The organism is Citrobacter sp. Cpo147, from assembly GCF_030332405.1.
Taxonomy (GTDB): domain Bacteria; phylum Pseudomonadota; class Gammaproteobacteria; order Enterobacterales; family Enterobacteriaceae; genus Citrobacter; species Citrobacter portucalensis.
The window spans coordinates 417,661-442,360 of the sequence record NZ_JAOWHX010000030.1; the positions used below are offsets into that span (position 1 = coordinate 417,661).

20 protein-coding genes and 1 other RNA gene are annotated in these 24,700 nt (G+C 50.3%); 17 read left to right on the forward strand and 4 right to left on the reverse strand.

Annotated features, from left to right (window positions below; all coding sequences use genetic code 11):
* Positions 1–71 precede the first annotated feature (71 nt).
* Together menI and ydiJ are read right to left on the reverse strand one after the other, a co-directional pair.
* Positions 72–482, reverse strand: coding sequence for a 1,4-dihydroxy-2-naphthoyl-CoA hydrolase (gene menI / locus OGY06_RS04620; RefSeq protein WP_003030541.1), 411 nt, complete (start codon positions 480–482; stop codon positions 72–74).
* Positions 479–3,535: a D-2-hydroxyglutarate dehydrogenase YdiJ gene (gene ydiJ, locus OGY06_RS04625; RefSeq protein WP_286604836.1), complete on the reverse strand. Its 3,057-nt coding sequence runs from the start codon at positions 3,533–3,535 to the stop codon at positions 479–481. Before ydiJ ends, menI begins: the two co-directional genes overlap by 4 nt.
* Positions 3,536–3,748: 213 nt before the next feature.
* On the opposite strand from ydiJ, the gene ydiK reads away from it, so the two are divergent.
* The 9 genes from ydiK to OGY06_RS04670 all read left to right on the forward strand — a co-directional run bounded on the left by ydiK (position 3,749) and on the right by OGY06_RS04670 (position 13,007).
* Complete coding sequence (gene ydiK, locus OGY06_RS04630) at positions 3,749–4,858, forward strand: AI-2E family transporter YdiK (RefSeq protein ID WP_003832632.1); 1,110 nt, start codon at positions 3,749–3,751, stop codon at positions 4,856–4,858.
* Between the two features lie 183 nt (positions 4,859–5,041).
* Positions 5,042–5,149, forward strand: an RNA gene (gene rprA / locus OGY06_RS04635) — antisense sRNA RprA.
* 157 nt (positions 5,150–5,306) lie between these two features.
* Complete coding sequence (locus OGY06_RS04640) at positions 5,307–5,663, forward strand: YdiL family protein (RefSeq protein ID WP_126956230.1); 357 nt, start codon at positions 5,307–5,309, stop codon at positions 5,661–5,663.
* 48 nt (positions 5,664–5,711) lie between these two features.
* Positions 5,712–6,932 carry an MFS transporter gene (locus OGY06_RS04645; protein ID WP_003832629.1) on the forward strand — a complete coding sequence of 407 codons (1,221 nt, stop codon included), beginning with the start codon at positions 5,712–5,714 and terminating at the stop codon, positions 6,930–6,932.
* A gap of 240 nt (positions 6,933–7,172) precedes the next feature.
* Complete coding sequence (locus OGY06_RS04650) at positions 7,173–8,408, forward strand: MFS transporter (RefSeq protein WP_003832627.1); 1,236 nt, start codon at positions 7,173–7,175, stop codon at positions 8,406–8,408.
* Positions 8,409–8,429: 21 nt separating this feature from the next.
* On the forward strand, positions 8,430–9,296 hold the full coding sequence (ydiB, locus tag OGY06_RS04655; RefSeq protein WP_063941508.1) for a quinate/shikimate dehydrogenase: 867 nt from the start codon (positions 8,430–8,432) through the stop codon (positions 9,294–9,296).
* Positions 9,297–9,332: 36 nt separating this feature from the next.
* Positions 9,333–10,091: a type I 3-dehydroquinate dehydratase gene (gene aroD / locus OGY06_RS04660; RefSeq protein ID WP_003832623.1), complete on the forward strand. Its 759-nt coding sequence runs from the start codon at positions 9,333–9,335 to the stop codon at positions 10,089–10,091.
* Positions 10,092–10,246: 155 nt separating this feature from the next.
* Positions 10,247–11,842 carry an acyl CoA:acetate/3-ketoacid CoA transferase gene (locus OGY06_RS04665; RefSeq protein WP_126318305.1) on the forward strand — a complete coding sequence of 532 codons (1,596 nt, stop codon included), beginning with the start codon at positions 10,247–10,249 and terminating at the stop codon, positions 11,840–11,842.
* Between the two features lie 13 nt (positions 11,843–11,855).
* Positions 11,856–13,007 carry an acyl-CoA dehydrogenase gene (locus tag OGY06_RS04670; protein ID WP_003832619.1) on the forward strand — a complete coding sequence of 384 codons (1,152 nt, stop codon included), beginning with the start codon at positions 11,856–11,858 and terminating at the stop codon, positions 13,005–13,007.
* Between the two features lie 54 nt (positions 13,008–13,061).
* On the opposite strand, the gene OGY06_RS04675 is transcribed toward OGY06_RS04670, so the two are convergent.
* The gene (locus tag OGY06_RS04675; RefSeq protein ID WP_126956229.1) at positions 13,062–13,952 is read right to left on the reverse strand and encodes an AraC family transcriptional regulator; all 891 of its coding nucleotides are present in this window, start codon (positions 13,950–13,952) and stop codon (positions 13,062–13,064) included.
* Positions 13,953–14,458: 506 nt separating this feature from the next.
* On the opposite strand from OGY06_RS04675, the gene OGY06_RS04680 reads away from it, so the two are divergent.
* From OGY06_RS04680 to fadK, 5 genes are all read left to right on the forward strand, one after another.
* Positions 14,459–15,223: an electron transfer flavoprotein gene (locus OGY06_RS04680; protein ID WP_003832614.1), complete on the forward strand. Its 765-nt coding sequence runs from the start codon at positions 14,459–14,461 to the stop codon at positions 15,221–15,223.
* A gap of 21 nt (positions 15,224–15,244) precedes the next feature.
* A complete protein-coding gene (locus tag OGY06_RS04685; RefSeq protein WP_063941506.1) occupies positions 15,245–16,180 on the forward strand; it encodes an electron transfer flavoprotein subunit alpha in 936 nt (311 codons plus the stop codon).
* 56 nt (positions 16,181–16,236) lie between these two features.
* On the forward strand, positions 16,237–17,526 hold the full coding sequence (locus tag OGY06_RS04690; protein WP_003832610.1) for an FAD-dependent oxidoreductase: 1,290 nt from the start codon (positions 16,237–16,239) through the stop codon (positions 17,524–17,526).
* On the forward strand, positions 17,523–17,816 hold the full coding sequence (locus OGY06_RS04695; RefSeq protein WP_003832609.1) for a ferredoxin family protein: 294 nt from the start codon (positions 17,523–17,525) through the stop codon (positions 17,814–17,816). The genes OGY06_RS04690 and OGY06_RS04695 overlap by 4 nt, the downstream gene beginning before the upstream one ends.
* Before the next feature lie 82 nt (positions 17,817–17,898).
* Complete coding sequence (gene fadK, locus OGY06_RS04700; RefSeq protein ID WP_003832607.1) at positions 17,899–19,536, forward strand: medium-chain fatty-acid--CoA ligase; 1,638 nt, start codon at positions 17,899–17,901, stop codon at positions 19,534–19,536.
* Between the two features lie 67 nt (positions 19,537–19,603).
* Here the strand turns inward: fadK and ppsA are convergent, their stop codons facing one another.
* Entirely contained in the window at positions 19,604–21,982 is a 2,379-nt protein-coding gene (ppsA, locus tag OGY06_RS04705) for a phosphoenolpyruvate synthase (protein ID WP_003832604.1), read from the reverse strand.
* A gap of 328 nt (positions 21,983–22,310) precedes the next feature.
* On the opposite strand from ppsA, the gene ppsR reads away from it, so the two are divergent.
* The 3 genes from ppsR to hemP all read left to right on the forward strand — a co-directional run bounded on the left by ppsR (position 22,311) and on the right by hemP (position 24,676).
* Positions 22,311–23,144, forward strand: coding sequence for a posphoenolpyruvate synthetase regulatory kinase/phosphorylase PpsR (gene ppsR, locus OGY06_RS04710; RefSeq protein WP_003030553.1), 834 nt, complete (start codon positions 22,311–22,313; stop codon positions 23,142–23,144).
* 126 nt (positions 23,145–23,270) lie between these two features.
* Positions 23,271–24,317 carry a 3-deoxy-7-phosphoheptulonate synthase AroH gene (gene aroH / locus OGY06_RS04715; RefSeq protein ID WP_003832600.1) on the forward strand — a complete coding sequence of 349 codons (1,047 nt, stop codon included), beginning with the start codon at positions 23,271–23,273 and terminating at the stop codon, positions 24,315–24,317.
* 170 nt (positions 24,318–24,487) lie between these two features.
* Positions 24,488–24,676 carry a hemin uptake protein HemP gene (hemP, locus tag OGY06_RS04720; protein WP_003832599.1) on the forward strand — a complete coding sequence of 63 codons (189 nt, stop codon included), beginning with the start codon at positions 24,488–24,490 and terminating at the stop codon, positions 24,674–24,676.
* The last annotated feature ends 24 nt before the right edge of the window (positions 24,677–24,700 follow it).

Below are 24,700 nucleotides of genomic sequence, written 5' to 3' on the forward strand. Positions count from 1 at the left end.
CTCGCTTGTGTTCAAAACCTGCACAGTATAACACCATTCCCTGTGCAGATAATGACCAAAAGCAATATGCATCACAAAATTGCGGTCGTCAGACGCGACGTGCAGCACAATCGTCCCTGCTCATCGAATATTTCTATTTGCCACACCTGGTGACGAGAACCAGTATGTAACGCGCGACATACGCCCCTGACGTGCCCTTCCCGTGCAGAACGGATATGGTTGGCGTTGATCTCCAGGCCCACCACTTTCTGCTCACCCTGAGTACATAAGTAGCCCGCTACCGAACCAATGCTTTCCGCCAGCACCACGGATGCGCCGCCGTGTAACAACCCAAAGGGTTGTTTAGTACGATGGTCCACCGGCATCGTCGCTTCCAGCGTATCGTCGCCAATATGCACAAAACGAATATCGAGCAACCCAACCATATTTCCTTCACCCATGGCATTGAGCGCCTCGAGTGTGACTTCACGTTTCCAGATCATCCTATAATCTCCAGCAGTGCCTGTAATGGGTGGCGAACGCCCGTACCTTCAACGCGTTTAACCTGGCTGCGACAGGAGTACCCTGTAGCCAGACAACGGTTACGCGGCAATCGTTGCATTGCCTGGTGCCATGATAACTCATAGATCCCCAATGAGTTTTGGTGATTTTTCACTTCGTGCCCGTAGGTGCCAGCCATACCACAGCATCCCACGCTGACGTTCTCCAGCTTTGCGCCAAAGCGAGCAAAAATAGTCGCCCACTGTGCAGGCGCGCCCGGCAAAGCCGTCACTTCGGTACAGTGGCCAAAGAAGTACCACGGTTCACCGCCAACAGCGACTGACTGCTGTGTTTCCACAGCTTTCGATAACCATTCGTTGGCCAGCAGCACATGGAAATCACCCCGCAGTTCTCCCAGCACCAGCTCGTATTCATCGCGATAACAAAGCACCAGCGCCGGATCAACTCCCACCATCGGAATATTCAGCTTCGCTACACGGTTAAGAAACTCGGATGTCTTTTTCGCCGTTTTGGCAAAACGGTTTAAAAAGCCTTTAATGTGCTGCGCCTTGCCGTTTGGCGAAAACGGCAGCAGTACCGGCTGCATACCCAGTTTTTCTACCAGACGTATAAAATCAGCGACCACCTGCGCATCGTAATAGCTGGTGAAAGGGTCCTGCACCACCAGCACCGTACGGGCTTTTTGCTCGAGGCTGAGTAATTCGAGCTGTTCCAGCGTCATATTGGCGGAACGATGTCCCACCAGTTGGCGTTGCAGCGATGGCGCAGACAACAGCGGTAAATCAACCATTCCAATGTGCTTTTTAGCCAGATGTCGCACCAGCGGCTGATTGATGAAGAAGTTAAACGTTTTAGGCGCCCGCGCCATTAGCGGTGCATAGCTCTCAACGGTCGCCACCATATGATCGCGCAACGGGCGCAGATAACGCGTGTGGTACAGCTGCAGGAAGCGTGAGCGAAACTCCGGCACATCAATTTTAATCGGACACTGTGTGGAACAGGCTTTACACGCCAGGCACCCTGACATCGCCTCTTTTACTTCGTGCGAGAAATCGTATTCGCCCTTGCGTGCATGCCAGCTGTTGCGGGTACGGGTAATCAGCGTGCGTAAACTGGCGCGTTTCTCCGGTAGCTCTTTTTCCAGTTGCACAGGATCGATCCCGCGATCGGCCAACAGACGCAGCCATTCACGTACCAGCGTAGCTCGCCCTTTCGGAGAATGGATACGGTTAAGGCTGATTTTCATCGACGGACACATGGGGCTTTTCGCATCGAAGTTAAAGCATAACCCGTTGCCATTACACTCCATTGCCCCACGCCACTCCTGGCGTACGGCCAGCGGGATTTGACGGTCATACGTTCCGCGTTTCACCGCGTCCACTTTCATCATCGGCGCATCAACGTCTTCCGGTGGACAGATTTTGCCGGGATTGAGCCGGTTTTGCGGATCAAACACCGATTTCACTTTGCGCAGTTCACGATACAGTTCATCACCGAAAAATGCCGGACTGTATTCCGCACGGAAACCTTTCCCGTGCTCACCCCACAACAGACCGCCATATTTTGCCGTCAGCGCGACGACATCATCAGAAATGCGTTTCATCAGCACTTCCTGCTGCGGGTCGCACATATCCAACGCCGGTCTGACGTGCAGCACCCCAGCATCCACGTGGCCGAACATGCCGTAACTCAGACCATGGCTGTCGAGCAGCGCGCGAAACTCGGCAATATAGTCAGCCAGATGCTCCGGTGGAACGCAGGTATCCTCGGCAAATGGAATTGGCTTCGCTGAACCTTTTGCATTGCCCAGCAGACCGACGGCCTTTTTACGCATGGCGTAAATACGTTCGACACCCGCCAGCTCGGTACACAGCTGCCAGCCAATAACGCCCGCTTCCTGACGAGCGATTAACCCATCCAGGCGTTCGCAGAGTGCGCTGACTTGCGAATTAATCAAGGTTTCGTCGTCACCGGCAAACTCGACAATATTCAGACCCAGCATCTCTTTATCCGCTACATCGGTAATCAGTTCGCTTACCGAGTGCCAGACGATGTCTTCACGCGCCAGATTGAGTACTTTGGAGTCGACGGTTTCTACCGACAGTGCGCGCGCTTCCACCATCACCGGCGCGTTACGCAACGCCGAATCAAACGAATCGTACTTAACGTTAACCAACTGTCTGACTTTGGGCAGTGGCGTGATATCAAGGCGGGCTTCGGTGATAAACGCCAGCGTACCTTCAGAGCCGGTAAGAATGCGGGTTAAATCAAATTCGGTCATCTCATCGTTAAAGACGTGCCGCAGATCGTAACCCGTCAGGAAGCGATTAAGTTTCGGGAATTTATCCATGATCAGCTGTCGGTTATCACGACAACGCTCATAAACGGTCTTATAGATACGGCCAATCGTGGTATTGCTTTTACCCAGCATTTCGGCAAGCTCGACCGGCATGGGCTGGGTATCCAGAATATCACCGCCCATCAGCACCGCACGGATGCCCAACACATGATCGGAAGTTTTACCGTAAACCAACGATCCTTGCCCGGACGCATCGGTGTTGATCATCCCGCCGAGCGTTGCCCGGTTACTGGTGGATAATTCGGGGGCAAAGAAATAGCCGTATGGCTTCAGAAACTGGTTGAGCTGGTCTTTTATCACCCCGGCTTCTACCCGCACCCAACCTTCTTGCGGGTTGATTTCAATAATGCGGCTCATATAGCGGGACATATCAACAATAATGCCCTGATTCAGCGCCTGACCGTTGGTCCCGGTGCCGCCGCCGCGTGGGGTAAAAATCAACGACGAGAAAAGCGGTTCTGCCGCCAGACGGGCGATTAGCGCCACATCTGCGGTTGAACGAGGGAAAACGACAGCATCAGGAAGCAGCTGATAAATACTGTTATCCGTCGACATTGTCAGACGATCGGCATAGCTCGTTGCCGTATCACCCGTGAATCCTTGCTGCTCCAGCGCCTGCAAAAAATTGAGCACCAGTTGAACGACACCTGGCGCCTGAGAAATTTGTGGAATCATTATAGTGACCCTTTCCTGCGGTCTGTGTTGTGAATTTAATCGTTTGCGTGTTGCTTTGTTTGTTGTATCACATTTTTTTCTAATACGCTCAGCAGATTTACAGGCAGAATCCGCCTGTTCAAAACCGCTGAAATTGCTCATCATTACAGGGTGTCATTTAAGTATTCACGTCGCGTCAACGTTCTGGCGCAAAGACAAAGGTGAAAAGTATTTATGGTAAATTTCCGTCAGCCCAGGGATATTGCACAAGTGCTGCTATCGGTGCTGTTTTTAGCCATCCTGATTGTGGCCTGTCTCTGGATTGTTCAGCCCTTTATCCTTGGTTTTGCCTGGGCAGGCACGATTGTCATTGCGACCTGGCCTATCCTGCTACGCTTACAAAAATTGCTCTGGGGACGCCGTTCACTTGCCGTACTGGTGATGACGCTGTTGTTAGTGCTGTTGTTCATCATCCCCATCGCGCTGCTGGTTAACAGTATCGTCGATGGCAGCGGGCCGCTAATCCATGCCGTAACCGCAGGTGATATGACGCTACCGGATCTGGCATGGTTGAACAGCATTCCACTGGTGGGTGCCAAAATGTATGGCGCATGGCACAGCTTACTGGATATGGGCGGCTCGGCCATTATGGCCAAGGTTCGTCCTTATATCGGTACCACCACCACCTGGTTCGTCGGTCAGGCCGCGCATATCGGCCGCTTTATGATGCACTGTGGTCTGATGCTGCTGTTCAGTGCCCTGTTGTACTGGCGCGGTGAACAGGTCGCATTAGGTATTCGTCACTTCGCTTGCCGTCTTGCCTCTAAACGTGGCGATGCTGCCATTTTGCTGGCCGCGCAAGCCATTCGCGCAGTCGCATTAGGCGTTGTGGTCACCGCTCTGGTGCAGGCAGTGCTCGGGGGAATTGGTCTGGCGGTAACCGGCGTGCCTTACGCCACGCTGCTGGCGGTATTGATGATCCTGTCTTGTCTGGTGCAGCTGGGGCCGTTGCCGGTGCTGATTCCGGCCATTATCTGGCTATACTGGACGGGGGATTCCACCTGGGGCACCGTGCTGTTGGTGTGGAGCGGCGTGGTCGGAACACTGGATAACGTGATTCGACCGATGCTGATTCGTATGGGTGCCGATTTGCCACTGATCCTGATTCTCTCCGGGGTCATCGGTGGACTGATTGCCTTCGGCATGATTGGTCTGTTTATCGGCCCAGTGGTACTGGCCGTTTCCTGGCGTCTGTTCTCCGCCTGGGTAAACGAAGCTCCTGCGCCAGGTACCAATCCGGATGAAATCCTCGAAGAAATTGCTGAAATCGAACGCAATAAGTAATCCAACATCAGGCGGCAGCGCCGCCTGATTGTTTAACAATACTAATCAATCCTCCCTCTTGCGGGATTAGACCTAACCTTGTCTTTCTTAAAATAATCATTTGTGTCGCAAATCCTTTACAGTTTTTAAACTATTGAGATGAATCTGATCGACGTAAAAAATCACTATGCCTACTATTAGCCCATGGCTTTAGATCAACACATTGATTTATAAGCATGGAAATCCCCTGAGTGAAACAACGAATTGCTGTGTGTAGTCTTTGCCCATCTCCCACGATGGGCTTTTTTTTATCCTTCGCGCGCCACTCCACCAACCTTAACGCACCAACACATTATCTTCCCCGTCAAGGAACAAATAATATTGCACAAAATACTGTGACTCTCTTCAAGCCGAAATATCCACAGCAATGTTATTACTATTCTAACGTCTTTTATGAAGTGACCAAATAATGAACGCATTAGAGCTACAGGCGATCCGCCATATTTTTGCTATGACGGTGGAAGAAAGCGCGAGGTATATCGCGCGCGATGACAATGTTTCCGCCTGGCAACAATGGGAAAAGGGTGAAAGAGAAATTCCAGACGACATCATCCGCATTTGTTCAGAAATGAAAGCCAGGAGGAAGTTAAGAATTAATGCAATTATCGACAAAATAAATAACCGTATCGGTAATAACACCATGCGTTTTTTCCCCGATCTGAACGCTTTTCAGGCGGTTTATCACCACGATGGTTTTCTCGACTGGAAAATCTATCAGTCGGCTGCTGTTGAACTCTATGCTCACGATCTCGAGCGTATGTGTTAAGAGATTGCAACGCCATACCTATTTAGCCTCTTCGCTGAGTAACACATTATGAAAAACACCTATTTCTCCACTGCGATAGGGCTGTACCTAAATTACCTGGTTCACGGCATGGGGGTCATTCTGATGAGCCTCAATATGTCTTCGCTGGAACAACAGTGGCAAACCAATGCTGCGGGCGTCTCGATTGTTATTTCCTCACTCGGTATCGGCCGCTTAAGCGTTTTATTAGTGGCAGGGATGCTTTCCGATCGCTACGGTCGCAGACCATTTATTATCCTTGGTATGACCTGCTACCTGATTTTCTTTATTGGCATCATAAATACTCACAGTATTGTTCTTGCCTATGCTTTTGGTTTTTTAGCAGGAATGGCAAACAGTTTTCTCGATGCCGGAACCTATCCCAGCCTGATGGAGGCGTTCCCCCGCTCACCCAGCACGGCCAATATTTTGATAAAAGCCTTCGTCTCCAGCGGTCAATTCCTGCTGCCAATGATTATCAGTCTGCTGGTGTGGGCCGAACTTTGGTTTGGCTGGTCCTTCCTGCTGGCTGCAGCCGTTATGGTACTCAACGGCGTATTTTTGTTTCGCTGTCGGTTTCCGCCACACCCCGGGCCTCATACCGTCATCCGGGCTCAACCTGCAGAACGGGAAACCGCACAACCTGAACATCGTTGCTCCCTGCTCGACCTTGCCAGTTACACCCTGTACGGCTACATCGCAATGGCAACATTTTACCTGGTAAGCCAGTGGCTGGCGCAATACGGACAGTTTGTCGCCGGAATGTCCTATACGTTATCTATCAAACTGTTAAGCATTTATACCTGCGGCTCTCTACTGTGTGTGCTGATCACCGCTCCGCTGGCGCGAAAAGCAGAACGCGCGACATCGATGCTGATGCTGTATACGTTTATCTCATTTGTCGCACTGCTGATGGTTTGTCTGCATCCGACACCCTACGTGGTCATTATCTTTGCGTTTGTCATCGGTTTTTCTTCCGCCGGGGGCGTTGTGCAAATCGGTTTAACGCTTATGGCCGCACGCTTTCCGCATGCGAAGGGTAAAGCGACCGGGATTTACTATAGCGCGGGCAGCATTGCGACCTTCACCATTCCATTGATAACAGCAAAACTCTCAGAAACCAGTATTGCTCACATCATGTGGTTTGATACTGGCATAGCTGCTGTCGGGTTCCTGTTGGCGTTGTTTATTGGTTATCGCAGCCACATCGCGTCAAAGCATCAGCTAAAAATGATACAAGCCGTAGAATAGCGTGGATGCAATATTGTTCCCCCCTTCTGCAAAATAATTGGCATATATTTTAAAATATCAGCAAAACACCGGCTGGCAGAGTTCAATTTCACAGTGTGTTATGCAATATACCTGGTAACTTAAACGCCATGCTATGTAGGTTCTGTGGCTGCCGCCCGGTATATTAATTACAAGGTCGCCGCAATTTAAACAATATCGACGAGCACAGAACAATTTTAAAATCCGCAAGGAGTTGTGAAAATGTCTCAAAGCAAGACCTTTAATACGCCATTTCTTTTGGCGATAACCTGTATTTATTTAAGTTATTTCCTACACGGTATTAGCGTCATAACACTGGCGCAAAATATGACCTCTCTTGCAGAAAAGTTTTCCACCGACAATGCAGGAATTGCCTATTTGATTTCAGGCATTGGTCTGGGGCGACTGGTGAGCATCTTATTCTTTGGCGTGCTCTCAGATAAATTTGGTCGTCGGGCTATCATTCTGTTAGGGGCGATTCTTTATATACTGTTCTTCTTCGGTATTCCCGCCAGCCCTAATCTGATGATTGCCTTTATTCTGGCCGTTTGCGTTGGCGTGGCAAACTCGGCACTGGATACCGGTGGGTACCCGGCGTTAATGGAATGCTTCCCTAAAGCCTCTGGCTCAGCCGTTATCCTGGTAAAAGCTATGGTATCGTTTGGGCAGATGATCTATCCCATCGTCGTCAGCACCATGCTGCTCAACCATATCTGGTACGGTTATGCGGTCATTATCCCGGGTGCGTTGTTTGTAGTCATTACCCTGATGCTGCTAAAAAGTCGTTTCCCCAGCCAGATGGTGGATGCTGGCATCGCGAAAGATCTGCCACAGATGAACAGTAAACCGTTGGTCTGGCTGGAAGGTGTGGCATCCGTCATGTTTGGTGTTGCTGCCTTTTCGACTTTTTACGTCATCGTGGTCTGGATGCCGAAATATGCGATGGCCTTTGCCGGTATGGCAGAATCCGACGCCCTGAAAACAATCTCTTACTACAGTATGGGTTCGTTGGTCTGCGTATTTATCTTTGCCGCACTGTTGAAAAAATGGGTACGGCCTATTTGGGCGAATGTATTTAACGCCGGACTGGCAACCATCACCGCAGCCGTCATCTATTTATACCCATCTCCGCTGGTTTGTAACGCCGGTTCATTTCTCATTGGGTTTTCTGCCGCTGGCGGTATTTTACAGCTCGGTGTTTCGGTGATGTCGGAGTTCTTTCCCAGGAGCAAAGCCAAAGTCACCAGTATTTATATGATGATGGGTGGCGTAGCTAACTTTATTATCCCATTAATCACCGGATACCTCTCTAACATTGGTCTGCAATACATTATTTTGCTGGACCTTGCATTTGCTCTGTTGGCTTTTGTCACCGCCATCATCGTCTTTATTCGTTACTACCGCGTATTTGATATCCCCAAAAATGATGTGCGGTTGGGCGAGCGTTATTTTCAATAGATTGTTTAGAAGGAGTATCAAATGGACGTAACTGCAAAATATGAACTGATTGGTTTGATGGCCTACCCTATCAGACACAGTCTGTCGCCTGAAATGCAAAATAAGGCATTAGAAAAAGCGGGATTGCCATTCACTTACATGGCGTTTGAAGTCGATAACTCAACGTTTGCTAATGCCATTGCCGGGCTGAAGGCCTTAAAGATGCGGGGTACCGGGGTCTCAATGCCGAACAAGCAGCTGGCATGTGAATATGTTGATGAATTAACACCTGCAGCCAAGCTGGTCGGCGCAATTAACACTATCGTCAATGATGATGGTTACCTGCGTGGTTACAATACCGATGGCACGGGCCATATTCGTGCAATTAAGGAAAGTGGTTTCGATATCAAAGGTAAAACCATGGTACTGTTGGGCGCAGGCGGTGCGTCGACGGCCATTGGTGCACAGGCAGCGATTGAAGGCATCAAAGAAATTAAACTCTTTAACCGCCAGGATGAATTTTTTACCAAAGCGCAGGAGTTTGCCAAACGCGTCAATGAAAACACCGACTGCGTGGTCACCGTTATCGATCTCGCCGATCGCCAGGCTTTTGCTGACGCACTTGCCAGCGCAGATATTTTGACCAACGGCACTAAAGTCGGCATGAAGCCGCTGGAAAATGAATCTCTCGTGACCGACGCTTCCCTGCTGCGTCCGGAACTGCTGGTAACCGAATGCGTCTACAACCCGCATATGACCAAATTATTGCAGCAGGCACAAAATGCTGGTTGCAAAACAATTGATGGTTACGGCATGTTGTTGTGGCAAGGGGCTGAACAGTTCAAGCTCTGGACCGGGAAAGATTTCCCACTGGATTATGTGAAACAGGTTATGGGTTTTGCCGCCTGACGGGCAAGCATTTGTACAATAGTTAAAGGGTAATCAATGAAAACCGTAACCGTAAGAAACCTCGTTATTGGCGAGGGTGCGCCGAAGATCATTGTCTCGCTGATGGGTAAAGACATCGCAACGGTAAAAAGCGAAGCGCTGGCCTATCGCGAAGCGGATTTCGACATTCTGGAATGGCGCGTAGACCATTTCACCGATGTCTCTTCCATTGAGGCGGTGTTGGAAGCTGCGCGCACCATCCGCGATGTGATGGCTGACAAACCACTGCTTTTCACCTTCCGTAGCGCCAAAGAAGGCGGTGAACAGGCTCTGTCTGTTGAGCACTATATTGCACTTAACCGCGCGGCAGTAGACAGCGGTCTGGTGGATATGATCGATCTGGAACTGTTTACCGGAGACGAACTGGTCAAAGCGACCGTCGAGCATGCGCACGCGAAAAATGTCTTTGTGATTATGTCCAATCACGATTTTCATAAGACACCAGCCGCGGAAGAGATTGTTCAGCGCTTGCGTAAAATGCAGGAACTGGGCGCAGATATCCCGAAAATTGCCTTGATGCCGCAAAATAAAGCGGATGTTCTGACGCTGCTTAGTGCCACGCTGGAAATGCAAGAACGCTATGCCGATCGCCCGATAATCACCATGTCGATGGCTAAAACAGGGGTGATTTCACGTCTGTCTGGTGAGATTTTCGGTTCAGCGGCAACCTTTGGGGCAGTAAAAAAAGCCTCCGCACCAGGACAAATTTCGGTCACCGACCTGCGTACTGTATTGACAATATTGCATCAGGCTTAATTACAGATATATCCATATAAATATCAGTAATGCCCTACCCCAGATATTCGTCTAACCACGGATATCTGGCCGGTAATTAAGCGTTATTATATAACTCACAATATTATTGTCGAATATTGCGACAGGTAGACGCACGCATATAATCTGGAGTTCACATGAAATTTTCAAGGCCAAATCGTATAGATGGTCGGGTACCCGTATTATCCGCTGCAGATGCAGTCAATTATATTCCTGATGAAGCAACTCTTTGTGTATTAGGTGCAGGCGGGGGTATTCTCGAAGCAACAACATTAATTAATGCACTGGCTGAAAAATATAAAAACTCTCAGTCACCACGAAATTTAGCGTTGATTAGTCCTACAGGTCTGGGTGACCGTGCCGACCGGGGAATTAGCCCGCTGGCACAGGAAGGCTTAGTCAAATGGGCATTATGCGGACACTGGGGACAATCACCACGAATCTCCGACCTGGCGGAACAAAATAAAATTGCTGCCTATAACTATCCTCAGGGTGTATTAACCCAAACCCTGCGTGCATCGGCGGCTCACCAGCCAGGTATCCTCAGTGATATCGGCATCGGTACATTTGTTGACCCTCGCCAACAGGGCGGTAAGCTGAATGAAGTGACCACCGAAGATCTGATCAAATTGGTGGAAATTGATAACAAAGAGTACCTGTATTACAAAGCCATTGCGCCAAACATCGCCTTTATTCGCGCCACCACCTGTGACAGTGAAGGTTACGCCACCTTTGAAGATGAAGTTATGTATCTCGATGCGCTGGTGATTGCCCAGGCCGTACACAATAACGGCGGCATTGTTATGATGCAGGTGCAAAAAATGGTGAAGAAAGCCACGTTGCATCCGAAGTCGGTACGTATTCCAGGCTATCTGGTCGATATTGTGGTCATCGACCCCGACCAAACGCAACTGTACGGTGGCGCGCCGGTTAACCGCTTTATCTCTGGCGATTTTGTTCTTGATGACAGCCAGCAAACTTCCCTGCCGCTCAATCAGCGTAAACTGGTGGCCCGACGCGCCCTGTTTGAAATGCGCAAAGGTGCGGTCGGCAACGTTGGTGTAGGCATTGCGGATGGCATTGGTCTCGTCGCGCGCGAAGAAGGCTGTGCTGACGATTTTATTCTGACAGTCGAAACGGGTCCGATTGGCGGCATCACCTCTCAAGGTATTGCTTTCGGTGCCAACGTCAACACCCGCGCCATTCTGGATATGACCTCCCAGTTTGACTTCTATCACGGTGGCGGGCTGGATGTGTGCTATTTAAGTTTTGCCGAAGTGGATCGCCACGGCAACGTCGGCGTACATAAATTCAATGGCAAAATCATGGGTACCGGCGGTTTTATCGATATTAGCGCCACCTCCAAAAAAATTATTTTCTGCGGCACGTTAACTGCCGGAAGTCTGAAAACGGAAGTTGCCGATGGCAAGTTAAATATTGTGCAGGAAGGTCGGGTGAAAAAATTCGTCAACGAATTACCTGAAGTAACTTTCAGCGGAAAAATTGCTCTCGAACGTGGACTTGATGTGCGTTACATCACTGAACGCGCTGTATTTACGTTAAAAGCAGATGGTCTTCATTTAATCGAAATTGCACCGGGAGTCTCTTTACAGGAAGACATCCTGGACAAGATGGATTTCACGCCAATTATTTCGCCAAATCTGAAGTTGATGGACGAAAGATTATTTATCGATGCCTCGATGGGTTTTGTATTACCCGACGCCGCCAATTAAAAGGAGTACCATGATGGACTTTTCTTTAACTGAAGAACAAGAACTGCTACTTGCCAGTATTCGAGAACTGATTACCAGCAATTTCCCGGAAGAATATTTCCGTACCTGTGATCAGACGGCGACCTACCCGAAAGAGTTTATGCGTGCCCTGGCGGACAACGGTATTTCGATGCTGGGCGTTCCGGAAGAGTTTGGTGGCATCCCGGCGGATTACGTCACACAGATGCTGGCGCTGATGGAAGTTTCAAAATGCGGCGCACCCGCTTTTTTGATCACTAACGGTCAGTGCATTCACAGTATGCGTCGTTTTGGATCCGCCGAACAGCTGCGTAAGACCGCAGAAAGCACCATGGAAACTGGCGATCCAGCGTATGCGCTGGCATTAACCGAACCGGGAGCGGGTTCCGACAACAACAGCGCGACCACCAGTTACACTCGCAAAAACGGTAAGGTCTATCTCAACGGGCAGAAAACCTTTATCACCGGCGCGAAAGAGTATCCATATATGCTGGTACTGGCCCGCGATCCAGAACCAAAAGATCCGAAAAAAGCCTTTACGCTGTGGTGGGTCGATTCGAAGAAACCCGGCATTAAGGTTAATCCGCTGCACAAAATCGGTTGGCATATGCTCAGCACATGCGAAGTCTATCTTGATGACGTTGAAGTGGATGAAAGTGATATGGTCGGAGAGGAAGGCATGGGTTTCCTCAACGTCATGTACAACTTCGAGATGGAACGTTTGATCAACGCTGCGCGCAGTACCGGTTTTGCTGAATGCGCCTTCGAAGATGCCGCCCGTTACGCCAACCAGCGCATCGCATTCGGTAAGCCAATTGGTCACAATCAGATGATCCAGGAAAAACTGGCGCTGATGGCGATTAAAATCGATAACATGCGCAATATGGTGTTAAAAGTCGCCTGGCAGGCCGATCAGGAACAGTCTCTGCGCACCAGTGCAGCGCTGGCAAAACTGTATTGTGCACGTACTGCAATGGAAGTGATTGATGACGCCATTCAGATTATGGGTGGGCTGGGTTACACCGACGAAGCACGCGTTTCCCGCTTCTGGCGTGATGTCCGCTGTGAACGCATTGGCGGTGGTACAGATGAAATCATGATTTACGTCGCGGGTCGCCAAATCCTGAAAGATTATCAGAATAAGTAAGCAGTAATACTTGCCGGATAGCGCAAATGCGTTATCCGGCACGTGCCAGGTGAATCATATTTCTGGCATCAGACATTCCTGTTCTACAAGGTTATTTTTAAACTGCTTACGATAATCGCTGGGGGTACAACCCACATGCCGCTGAAAGAGTTTGGCAAAGTGATCGACGTTTTCATACCCTACCCGCCAGGAAATTTCTGCCAACGAGGACTCCGTATTCGTCAGGGCAAATTTTGCCTCTGTCATTCGCCGCTGAATCACATAATTAATCGGCGAAATACGATACTCCTTAGTAAACTCGTGACAGATATAGCTCACGCTGGCACGAAATTTCTTAGACAACTGTTCCAGCGTAATTTTCTCTCGGAAATTGTTATTTAAATAAACCAACACATCTTTAATTAAAATATCTTTTTTAATATATCCCTGCTCAGAACGATAAGCATTTTTAAAGTTTTCGTAATATAAAACGGTTAATGCATAAGCGAAGGCGTCATAAGCGGAAGACGTCAGGTTATTCTTGCTCTGCGGGAGCATAACACTCAGTTCATTAAAGATACTTTTAATAACCTCTTTGCCCTGGCTGACGCTAATAACCGGACACGAGTGCATCTGCAAGAGTTGGTTCTCCTGCCAGTCGTTGAAACGAAAGCCGTAGAGCGCACAGGTGTAAGTGGTTGCAGGTGCGCTGCTATCTGAAGCAACCGCATGTAACCGCCCTTGTTCTATCACCACGATATCACCCGCATGCGCGACATACAGCGAAGAGTCGATAATTAGTCTTGCGACACCCTTTTTTACATAGATAAGCTCTGTTTCATTGTCATGAACATGATGGCCCGACTCCCAGTTAGGATCATCACTGATGACGAATCGCGAAAATCTCGGGGTTTTCCCCTGTTCAAAAAGGGTCTCCATGGCATTATCAAAACAGCGTTGATACATGACAACCTCCACCGAAAGGCAGTTATTTTGCGGATAATTAATATCGAAAAGTAAAAACGATGATGACGTTATACAACGTTATTCTGTCAAGGCTAAACAAAATTATTTGCGTCGTCTGCAAGATGACACCTCCAACTCCAGCACGCTGCTCGTGCAAATTGTTTTTATTTTAAAATAATAGGAAAGTATAAATGTTATTAAGTCAGCAATAATAATTTACACACCAGAAACAAAGTGCGTGCAGAATCGCATAAAAATATGATCCATTTCTCAAAAAAGCGCCTCGATTTTATTTCCATGTTTATCACTTTAACACCCGACGTCTTCTTTACGTTCATAAACTCAGCATTCCTAAAGTCCTTTTTTTTGCAAGATTGTTGGGAATGAAAACAGATTGCCCCGTCGAAAACAGTCTCCCTCTGCCGCACACTATTTTCAGTCAATTTTCCCTACTGTTGATGATGGCACTCCCCGTCATCATCCACACGAGAATCACTGGAGATGCCATGAAACTAATAACCTGCTTTAAGTTGGTGCCTGAAGAACAGGACATTGTTGTTACCCCACAACGTTCGCTTAACTTTGACCGGGCCGATGCCAAAATCAGTCAGTTTGATTTGAATGCAATAGAGGCCGCGACGCAACTTAGTGCGGAAGGTGATGAAATTGTCGCCTTAACGGTTGGCGGCTCGCTACTGCAAAACTCCAAAGTGCGTAAAGACGTACTGTCCCGCGGGCCGGACAGTTTGTTTATGGTGCAGGATCCCCAACTGGAGCATTCATTACCGCGAGACACGGCTCAGGCGCTGGCCTGCGCGGCCAAAAACATTGAATTCGACCTGATGCTGTTCGGCGAAGGGTCTGGAGACATCTACGCCCAGCAGGTTGGCTTACTGGTTGGCGAACTCTTACAACTTCCGGTGATTAACGCCGTCAGCAACATCCAACGTAACGGCGATCGCATTGTGGTTGAACGTACGCTGGAAGACGAAGTTGAAGTGATTGAACTGTCGCTCCCCGCCGTGCTGTGCGTAACCTCGGATATCAACACGCCACGTATTCCCTCGATGAAAGCCATTCTGGGCGCAGGTAAAAAACCGGTCACACCGTGGCAAGCCAGCGATATTGGCTGGACACCTGCCTCACCGTTAGCAGAACTGGTGAGCCTCACCGTTCCGCCACAAACAGAACGTAAGCACATCATTCTGGAAAATGACTCAGCAGAAGCCATCGCCGAGCTGGCTGAACATCTGAAAAAAGCCCTGAACTAAGCCCAACGGAGAGAAATTATCATGAGTAAATTAGCTAACGTATGGGTGTTCAGCGATAACGTAGAACGCTATGCAGAATTAATGTCCGGCGCACGCCTGTGGGGTGAACAGGTACACCTTATTGTACAAGGCAACGAACAGGCCAATCAGGTTAAACCTCTGGGTGCCGATGAGATTGTCGTGCTTGAAACAACGTCTGGTTTACAGCGTGTTGAAAATTTTGCCGAGACCATCGCCGCCCTGATACAAGAACATACCGGGCTATTGCTGATGCCAGCTACTAAACGCGCTAAATCCCTTGGTGCACGGTTAAGTATTCAACTCAATGCAGCGATGGTAAATGACGCCACGTCGGTAACGCTTGATGATGGCTCACTGTTCGCAGAACACCGTATGTACGGTGGCCTGGCATTCGGCAAAGAAAAAATCAAAACAACTCAGGCAATTATCACTCTTGCCCCAGGCGTACTTGAACCGGTAGAGGCTAATGCTTCACATACCTGCCCTGTTGTCTCTGCACCTTACATCGCACCGCACCATGAAATTATGTGCCAGGAACGTCGCGCCAAATCCGTGAGCAGTGTGGATCTCAGCAAAGCCAAACGTGTGGTGGGTGTGGGCCGCGGCCTGGTTGCGCAAAACGATCTGGAGATGGTGCACCAGTTGGCATCTGTACTGGGTGCAGAAGTGGGTTGTTCACGACCGATTGCCGAAGGCGAAAACTGGATGGAACGCGAACGCTACATCGGCGTTTCTGGCGTGTTACTGAAATCGGACCTTTACCTCACCCTCGGCATTTCAGGACAAATTCAGCATATGGTCGGCGGTAACGGCGCGAAAGTCATTGTCGCCATCAACAAAGATAAGAAAGCCCCTATTTTCAATTACGCCGATTACGGACTGGTCGGCGACATCTACAAAGTCGTTCCGGCTCTTATCGAGCATCTCAGCCGCTAACCCCACTTTTAACGCACATATCCCGCTGCCCTCGCAGCGGGAAGGGAGCATAAAGCATGTCAGATGAAAAATTTGATGCCATTGTGGTCGGTGCTGGCGTGGCGGGTACGGTTGCAGGCTACGTGATGGCTCAGGCCGGACTGGACGTGCTGGTTATCGAGCGCGGAAACAGTGCAGGTAGTAAAAATATGACCGGCGGAAGACTCTATGCACATAGTCTTGAGCGCATCATGCCGGGGTTCGCGCAGGAAGCGCCGCTCGAGCGTAAAGTCACCCGCGAAAAAATCTCCTTTCTGACCGAAGAAAGCGCCGTCACTCTCGACTTTCATCGTGAAAAGGCTGACGCACCAACGCAGGATTCGTATACCGTTTTGCGCAACAGACTTGACCCATGGCTAATGGAAAAAGCGGAACAAGCTGGCGTGCAGTTCATTCCCGGCGTGCGCGTCGATGCCCTGATCCGCGAAGGAAATAAGGTTACCGGAGTTCAGGCCGGCGACGATATCCTGGAAGCCAATATTGTCATCCTTGCCGATGGCGTCAACTCTATGCTGGGGCGTTCCCTGGGGATGGTTCCGCCCTCTTCTGCACATCACTATGCCGTTGGCGTAAAAGAGCTGATCGGCTTACCTCCAGCGGTCATTGCAGATCGCTTCAATCTTTCAGGTAATGAAGGCGCGGCCTGGCTGTTTGCAGGCTCACCGTCTGATGGGTTGATGGGAGGCGGATTTTTGTATACCAACCAGGACTCCATCTCTCTGGGTCTGGTGTGTGGTCTGGGGGATATTGCTCATGCCACAAAAAGTATTCCACAAATGCTGGAAGACTTTAAGCAACATCCAACTATTCGGCCATTGATTGCCGGTGGAGAACTACTGGAATATTCCGCGCATATGGTTCCGGAAGGCGGTCTGGCAATGGTTCCAAAGCTGGTCGATGACGGTGTGATGATCGTGGGCGATGCCGCCGGTTTCTGTTTGAACCTGGGTTTCACGGTGCGAGGTATGGATTTGGCCATCGCTTCCGCAGAAGCCGCTGCCCAAACAGCCATTGCAGCAAAAGAACGCCAGGATTTCTCTGCCAACAGCCTGATGGACTACAAGCGCGCGCTCGAACAGGGCTGTGTAATGCGTGATTTACAGCATTTTCGCAAGATCCCGGCGCTAATGGAAAACCCACGGCTGTTCACCCAGTATCCGCGTATGGTGGCCGACATCATGAGCGATATGTTCACCGTTGACGGACGTCCAAATCAACCGGTTCGCAAGATGATTATGTCCCACGCAAAACAAATCGGGCTGATGAACTTACTGAAAGACGGTATCAAGGGGGCAACTGCACTATGAATCAGGACAATACCGTTAACGTTGACGTCAAACTGGGCGTCAATAAATTCAATGTCGATGAAGGCCACCCGCACATTATCCTGGCCGAACATCCAGACCTTAATGAATTTCGCAAGCTGCTGAAAGCCTGCCCCGCCGGGCTGTATAAGCAGGATGAGAGTGGAAACATTCATTTTGATTCTGCTGGTTGCCTGGAGTGCGGAACGTGTCGAGTACTGTGCGGCGACACGATCCTCGACCAATGGGAATATCCGGTCGGAACATTTGGCGTTGATTTTCGCTACGGCTAATGGATTTTGCCTGTAGTACACCGGATCGGCCACGCCGGCCATCCGGTCAGATGTATGCCGAAATCATCCTGGGAATAACTTCATGAGTATCACACTAACGTTTAACGCCGAACGTCGCGAAGTCTGGCGACAACAGGGTTTATGGGGAGATGCTTCGCTTGGCGATTACTGGAACCAAACTGCCAGAGCCATGCCAGATAAAATCGCCGTGGTTGATAACCATGGCGCTTCATACACCTATGCTGCACTCGACAGCGCGGCCAGCAGTCTGGCAACCTGGTTTTTAGCCTGCGGTATTCAACCCGGCGATCGCATTGCCTTCCAGTTACCGGGCTGGTGCGAGTTTACGATTATCTACCTGGCCTGCCTGAAAACCGGGGCCGTTTCCGTACCGCTGCTGCCAGCGTGGCGTGAAGCAGAGCTGGTATGGGTGCTGAATAAGTGTAAAGCGAAGATTTTTTTCGCACCGACACTGTTTAAACAGACCCGACCGGTCGATCTGATCCTCCCCTTACAAAACCAGTTGCCGCATCTGCAACAGATCGTTGCCGTGGATAAACTGGCTCCGGCAACTACCTCGCTGGCGCTCAGTCAACTGCTTTTAGCTCCGCCTTTAACCCAGACGATTAATGTTCACGCCGATGAATTGGCGGCGGTGTTGTTTACCTCCGGTACCGAGGGAATGCCAAAAGGCGTAATGCTGACCCACAACAACATCCTTGCCAGCGAGCGTGCCTACTGTGCCCGCCTCAATCTCACCTGGCAGGATGTGTTTTTGATGCCCGCACCACTGGGACATGCTACCGGTTTTCTGCATGGCGTTACTGCACCGTTTTTAATCGGCGCACGCAGCGTATTGTTAGATATTTTCACCCCAACCGCCTGTCTTGATCTGCTGGAGCAACAGCGCTGTACCTGTGTGCTCGGCGCAACACCCTTCGTCTACGACATGTTGTGTAGCATGGAAAAGCGGTCAAGCGATATCTCATCACTACGCTTTTTCTTATGTGGGGGCACAACCATTCCCCAGAAGATTGCCCATGACTGCCAGCAGCTCGGCATAAAATTATTAAGCATTTATGGCTCGACTGAGAGTTCACCACATGCGCTGGTCAATCTCGATGATTCGCTTTCTCGCATGATGAATACGGACGGATATGCCGCTGCAGGTGTTGAAATTAAAGTCGTCGATGAAGCGCGCAATACGTTGCCCGCGGGGGTAGAAGGTGAAGAAGCTTCGCGTGGTCCCAATGTGTTTATGGGCTACCTCGATGAACCCGAACTCACCGCCCGCGCGCTGGATCAAGACGGCTGGTATTACAGCGGCGACTTATGCCGAATGGACGATGCGGGGTACATCAAAATCACCGGGCGGAAAAAAGATATCATTGTCCGTGGTGGAGAAAACATCAGCAGCCGCGAAGTTGAGGATATTTTATTGCAGCATCCTCGCATTCACGATGCTTGTGTTGTCGCGATGCCGGACGAACGCTTAGGTGAAAGGTCGTGTGCTTACGTGGTCCTAAAACCTCCGCATCATTCGTTGTCGCTGGAATCAGTGGTGGCCTTTTTTAGCCGCAAGCGGGTGGCAAAGTACAAATACCCTGAGCACATTGTGATCGTGGAGAAATTACCGCGCACGGCGTCCGGTAAAGTACAAAAATACCAGCTTCGTCAGGATATTATTCAGCGTTTGAGCGTGGAGAGTATTACAGGATAAAGCGCCGGATGGCGATGCTAACGCATCTTATCCGGCCTACGTTGAATAGGCCGGATAAGGCATGATATTACTTGTTCAGTTCAGCCAGACTCAGCCAGGTTTGTACGACGGTGTCCGGGTTCAGCGACAGGCTGTCGATCCCCTCTTCCATCAGCCAGGCCGCGAAGTCTTCATGGTCAGATGGACCCTGGCCGCAAATACCCACGTATTTGCCCTGTTTCTTGGCTGCACGAATCGCCATCGACAGCAGTGCTTTCACCGCGTCGTTACGCTCATCAAACAGTTCAGAAACCACACCAGAGTCACGATCCAGACCCAGCGCCAACTGCGTCATGTCGTTTGAGCCGATGGAGAAGCCGTCGAAGTACTCGAGGAACTGCTCGGCCAGCAAGGCGTTAGACGGGATCTCACACATCATGATGATCTTCAGTCCGTTCTCGCCGCGTTTCAGCCCCTGGCGTGCCAGCTCTTCCACCACCGCTTTCGCCTGAGCAACGGTACGTACAAACGGTACCATCACTTCAACGTTAGTCAGGCCCATGTCGTTACGGACACGTTTTACTGCGTCGCATTCCAGCGCAAAGCAGTCGCGGAAGCTATCGGCAACATAACGGCCCGCCCCACGGAAGCCCAGCATCGGGTTCTCTTCATGCGGTTCATAACGCTCACCGCCGACCAGGTTGGCATATTCGTTGGACTTAAAGTCCGACATACGCACGATGACGCGTTTTGGATAAAACGCCGCACCCAGCGTCGCGATCCCTTCCGTCAGACGACCTACGTAGAATTCACGCGGAGAATCGAAACCTTTCATCATGGCGCGGATTTCATTTTGCAGCTCAGGCGTTTGGTCATCAAACTCCAGCAACGCACGCGGGTGCACGCCAATCATACGGTTGATGATAAATTCCAGACGCGCCAGGCCGACGCCTTCGTTTGGCAGACAGGCGAAGTCGAAAGCCCGATCCGGGTTACCGACGTTCATCATCACCTTCAACGGCAGATCCGGCATGGTCTCCACGCTGGAACTCTTCACGCTAAAGTCGAGCATGTCAGCGTAGACATAACCGGTGTCACCTTCGGCACAGGAGACGGTTACCTTCTCACCGTCTTTCATGCGCTCGGTCGCATCACCACAGCCCACCACGGCCGGGATCCCCAGTTCACGGGCAATAATCGCCGCGTGACAGGTACGGCCGCCACGGTTAGTGACAATTGCTGCTGCTTTCTTCATGATCGGTTCCCAGTCCGGGTCGGTCATGTCGGTAACCAGTACGTCACCTGGTTCGATACGGTTCATTTCGCTGATGTCATGAATGACTTTGACCGGACCCGCGCCAATGCGGTGGCCGATGGCGCGACCTTCAGCAATAATTTTACCCTGAGCATGCAGCGTATAACGCTCCATCACCTGGCCGCGAGAACGCACGGTTTCTGGACGCGCCTGAACAATGAACAGCTTGCCGGTATGACCGTCTTTCGCCCATTCGATGTCCATTGGACGACCGTAGTGCTTCTCGATTTGTACCGCCTGCTTCGCCAGTTCCTGCACTTCTTCGTTAGTCAGGGAGAAAATGTCACGTTGTTCCTGCGGGACATCTTCAATGGTCACCTGCTTACCGTGTTCCTGGGTCGGCGCGTAAATCATGCGGATTTTTTTCGAACCCATTGTGCGACGGACGATCGCCGGACGGTTAGCCGCCAGGGTCGGTTTGTGCACGTAGAATTCATCCGGGTTAACGGCGCCCTGCACGACCATTTCGCCCAGACCCCAGGCAGACGTAATAAAGACGACCTGGTCGAAACCGGATTCGGTATCGATGGAGAACATTACGCCTGAGGATGCGAGGTCAGAACGCACCATCCGCTGAACGCCAGCAGAGAGCGCTACGCCACGGTGGTCATAGCCCTGGTGAACACGATAAGAGATCGCGCGGTCGTTAAACAGCGAGGCAAATACGTGTTTGATGGCAACCAGTACGGCATCAAATCCCTGGACGTTGAGGAAGGTTTCCTGCTGACCGGCAAATGACGCATCTGGCATATCTTCTGCGGTAGCGGAAGAACGCACGGCAAAAGAGGCATTGGCATCGTCCGCTGACAGCTGCGCGTAGGCATCACGGACGGCATTTTCCAGCTCTGGCTGGAAAGGAGTGTCGATAATCCACTGGCGGATCTGCGCCCCGGCTTTCGCAAGCTCGGTGACATCGTCGATATCCGTTTTATCCAGCAGCTCATAAATGCGCTGGTTTACACCGCTCTGGTCCAGAAACTGGTTAAACGCATCGGCGGTCGTTGCAAAACCATTCGGTACGGAAACACCCATACCTGAAAGGTTAGTAATCATTTCACCCAGGGAGGCATTTTTGCCTCCAACTCTGTCTACATCATTCATGCCGAGTTGGTTATACCAAAGCACCAGCGGTGACGAGCCATTGTTGGACATCGAACAATCCTTATATATGAACGAGGTTAGGAAACTCAATTTTGCGTAATTATCTTGGCATATTTACTCCGTCGAAAAAAACGGTGAATCGTTCAAGCAACTTTATTTTTTATTTTTTCAGATTGTTTCCGCATTTGCGCAAACCCGCGAACCACACGGGATCACCACAAAAACGACCGGTATAAACATTTGTTCCGAAAAATGAAATGTACTTTTCAGTAAATATAAAAATACCGTTTCATTTTATAAAATAGATGCAGCAATATTCGCTTCTGGCAAATTTTAATTTATGCTTTCAGAGAATTATATCTGCCCCAGGATGAGCAAAATGGATAATGCTGTTGATCGTCACGTATTTTATATTTCTGATGGTACGGCCATCACCGCCGAGGTATTGGGTCACGCGGTGATGTCGCAATTTCCTGTCACGATCAGCAGTATTACGCTGCCGTTTGTGGAAAATGAGAGTCGTGCGCGCGCGGTTAAAGACCAGATTGACGCGATCTATCAACAAACTGGTGTGCGCCCTTTGGTGTTTTACTCCATCGTCCTGCCGGAAATTCGCTCGATCATTCTGCAAAGCGAAGGATTTTGTCAGGATATCGTGCAGGCGCTGGTTGCCCCACTGCAACACGAGATGAAACTCGACCCTACGCCTATCGCCCATCGCACGCACGGTCTGAATCCCGGTAACCTCAACAAGTACGACGCGCGCATCGCCGCCATTGACTACACCCTCGCCCACGACGACGGTATTTCGTTGCGCAACCTCGATCAGGCGCAGGTGATCCTGCTCGGCGTTTCCCGTTGCGGCAAAACGCCGACCAGTCTTTATCTGGCCATGCAGTTTGGTATCCGCGCGGCCAACTACCCCTTTATTGCCGATGATATGGATAATCTGGTGCTGCCAGCATCCCTTAAGCCGTTGCAGCATAAATTATTCGGCCTGACCATCGACCCTGAGCGCCTGGCAGCCATCCGCGAAGAGCGTCGTGAGAACAGTCGTTACGCCTCGCTGCGTCAGTGCCGTATGGAAGTCGCTGAGGTAGAAGCGCTGTACCGGAAAAACCAGATCCCCTGGCTGAACAGTACCAATTATTCGGTAGAAGAGATTGCTACCAAGATCCTCGATATCATGGGACTAAATCGCCGCATGTACTAGAATGCTAGTGCATTGGTTCGATTTTTTGTTATTATGCTCGCCACCAGGCAGGATGAGTGTGATATTGTGATGTACATCACTTCCCGGTAGTCCTGCCGTTGAAGCAACAAATTTCTGAGACAAGTAATGAACAGAACCGATGAACTCCGTACTGCGCGTATTGACAACCTGGTCACTCCAGCAGAGCTTGCGCAACGGCATCCTGTTTCGTCCTCCGTCGCCCGTCATGTTACGGACTCCCGACGTCGGATAGAAAAAATTTTAAATGGTGAAGACCCCCGTTTACTGGTGATCGTAGGTCCCTGCTCGATTCACGATCTTGATGCCGCGATGGAATACGCGACACGATTACAGGCGCTGCGCACTAAGCACCAGGCGCGTCTGGAAATCGTGATGCGTACCTATTTTGAAAAACCACGCACCGTCGTAGGCTGGAAAGGCCTGATTTCCGACCCGGATTTGAACGGCAGTTATCGTGTAAACCACGGTATTGAACTGGCGCGAAAACTGCTGTTGCAGGTCAACGAACTGGGCGTCCCCACGGCGACTGAATTCCTCGACATGGTGACCGGCCAGTTTATTGCCGATTTAATCAGTTGGGGAGCTATTGGCGCGCGCACCACCGAAAGTCAGATCCATCGTGAAATGGCCTCCGCGCTCTCCTGCCCGGTCGGCTTTAAGAACGGAACGGATGGCAACACGCGCATCGCCGTCGATGCGATTCGCGCCTCCCGCGCCAGTCACATGTTCCTCTCGCCGGATAAAACCGGTCAGATGACCATTTATCAGACCAGCGGTAACCCTTACGGGCATATCATCATGCGCGGCGGTAAAAAGCCGAATTATTATGCTGAAGATATTGCTGCCGCCTGCGATACCCTGCACGAATTTTCTCTGCCTGAGCATCTGGTGGTCGATTTTAGCCACGGTAATTGCCAGAAGCAGCATCGCCGTCAGTTGGAGGTTTGTGATGACGTGTGCCAGCAAATTCGTAACGGTTCAACGGCAATAGCCGGGATCATGGCGGAGAGTTTCCTGCGTGAAGGCACGCAAAAAATCGTTAGCGGCCAGCCGCTGGTTTACGGTCAGTCCATTACCGACCCATGCCTGAACTGGGAAGATACTGAACTGTTGGTTGAAAAACTCGCCTCTGCAGTTGATAGCCGTTTTTAATGCTGTTCGCCGGGCAATATCACTTTGCCCGGCGCTAATCCCTTGTTTTTCCCTTGATTGTTGTGCAAAAAACGTTCTCGTCACAATTATTTCACAAAAACGCTTGCCGCAAATTTGCAGTTTGATGATAATGATTATCATTGTTACATTGATTGTTATTTTTAAACACTATGTCACGTATGGATAACACAACGGCAACGCCTGCAAAAGACAAAACACCGCCTTCCGTCGCGCCAAACGACCGACGAATTGACAGTAAAACCCTGCTGGGTAACGAAGGACGCGTGATCATAGAACATGATGGTCAGCACTACCTGCTGCGCCAGACCCAAGCCGGAAAACTCATTCTGACTAAATAAACAACACATTTCGCCAGCCACCCA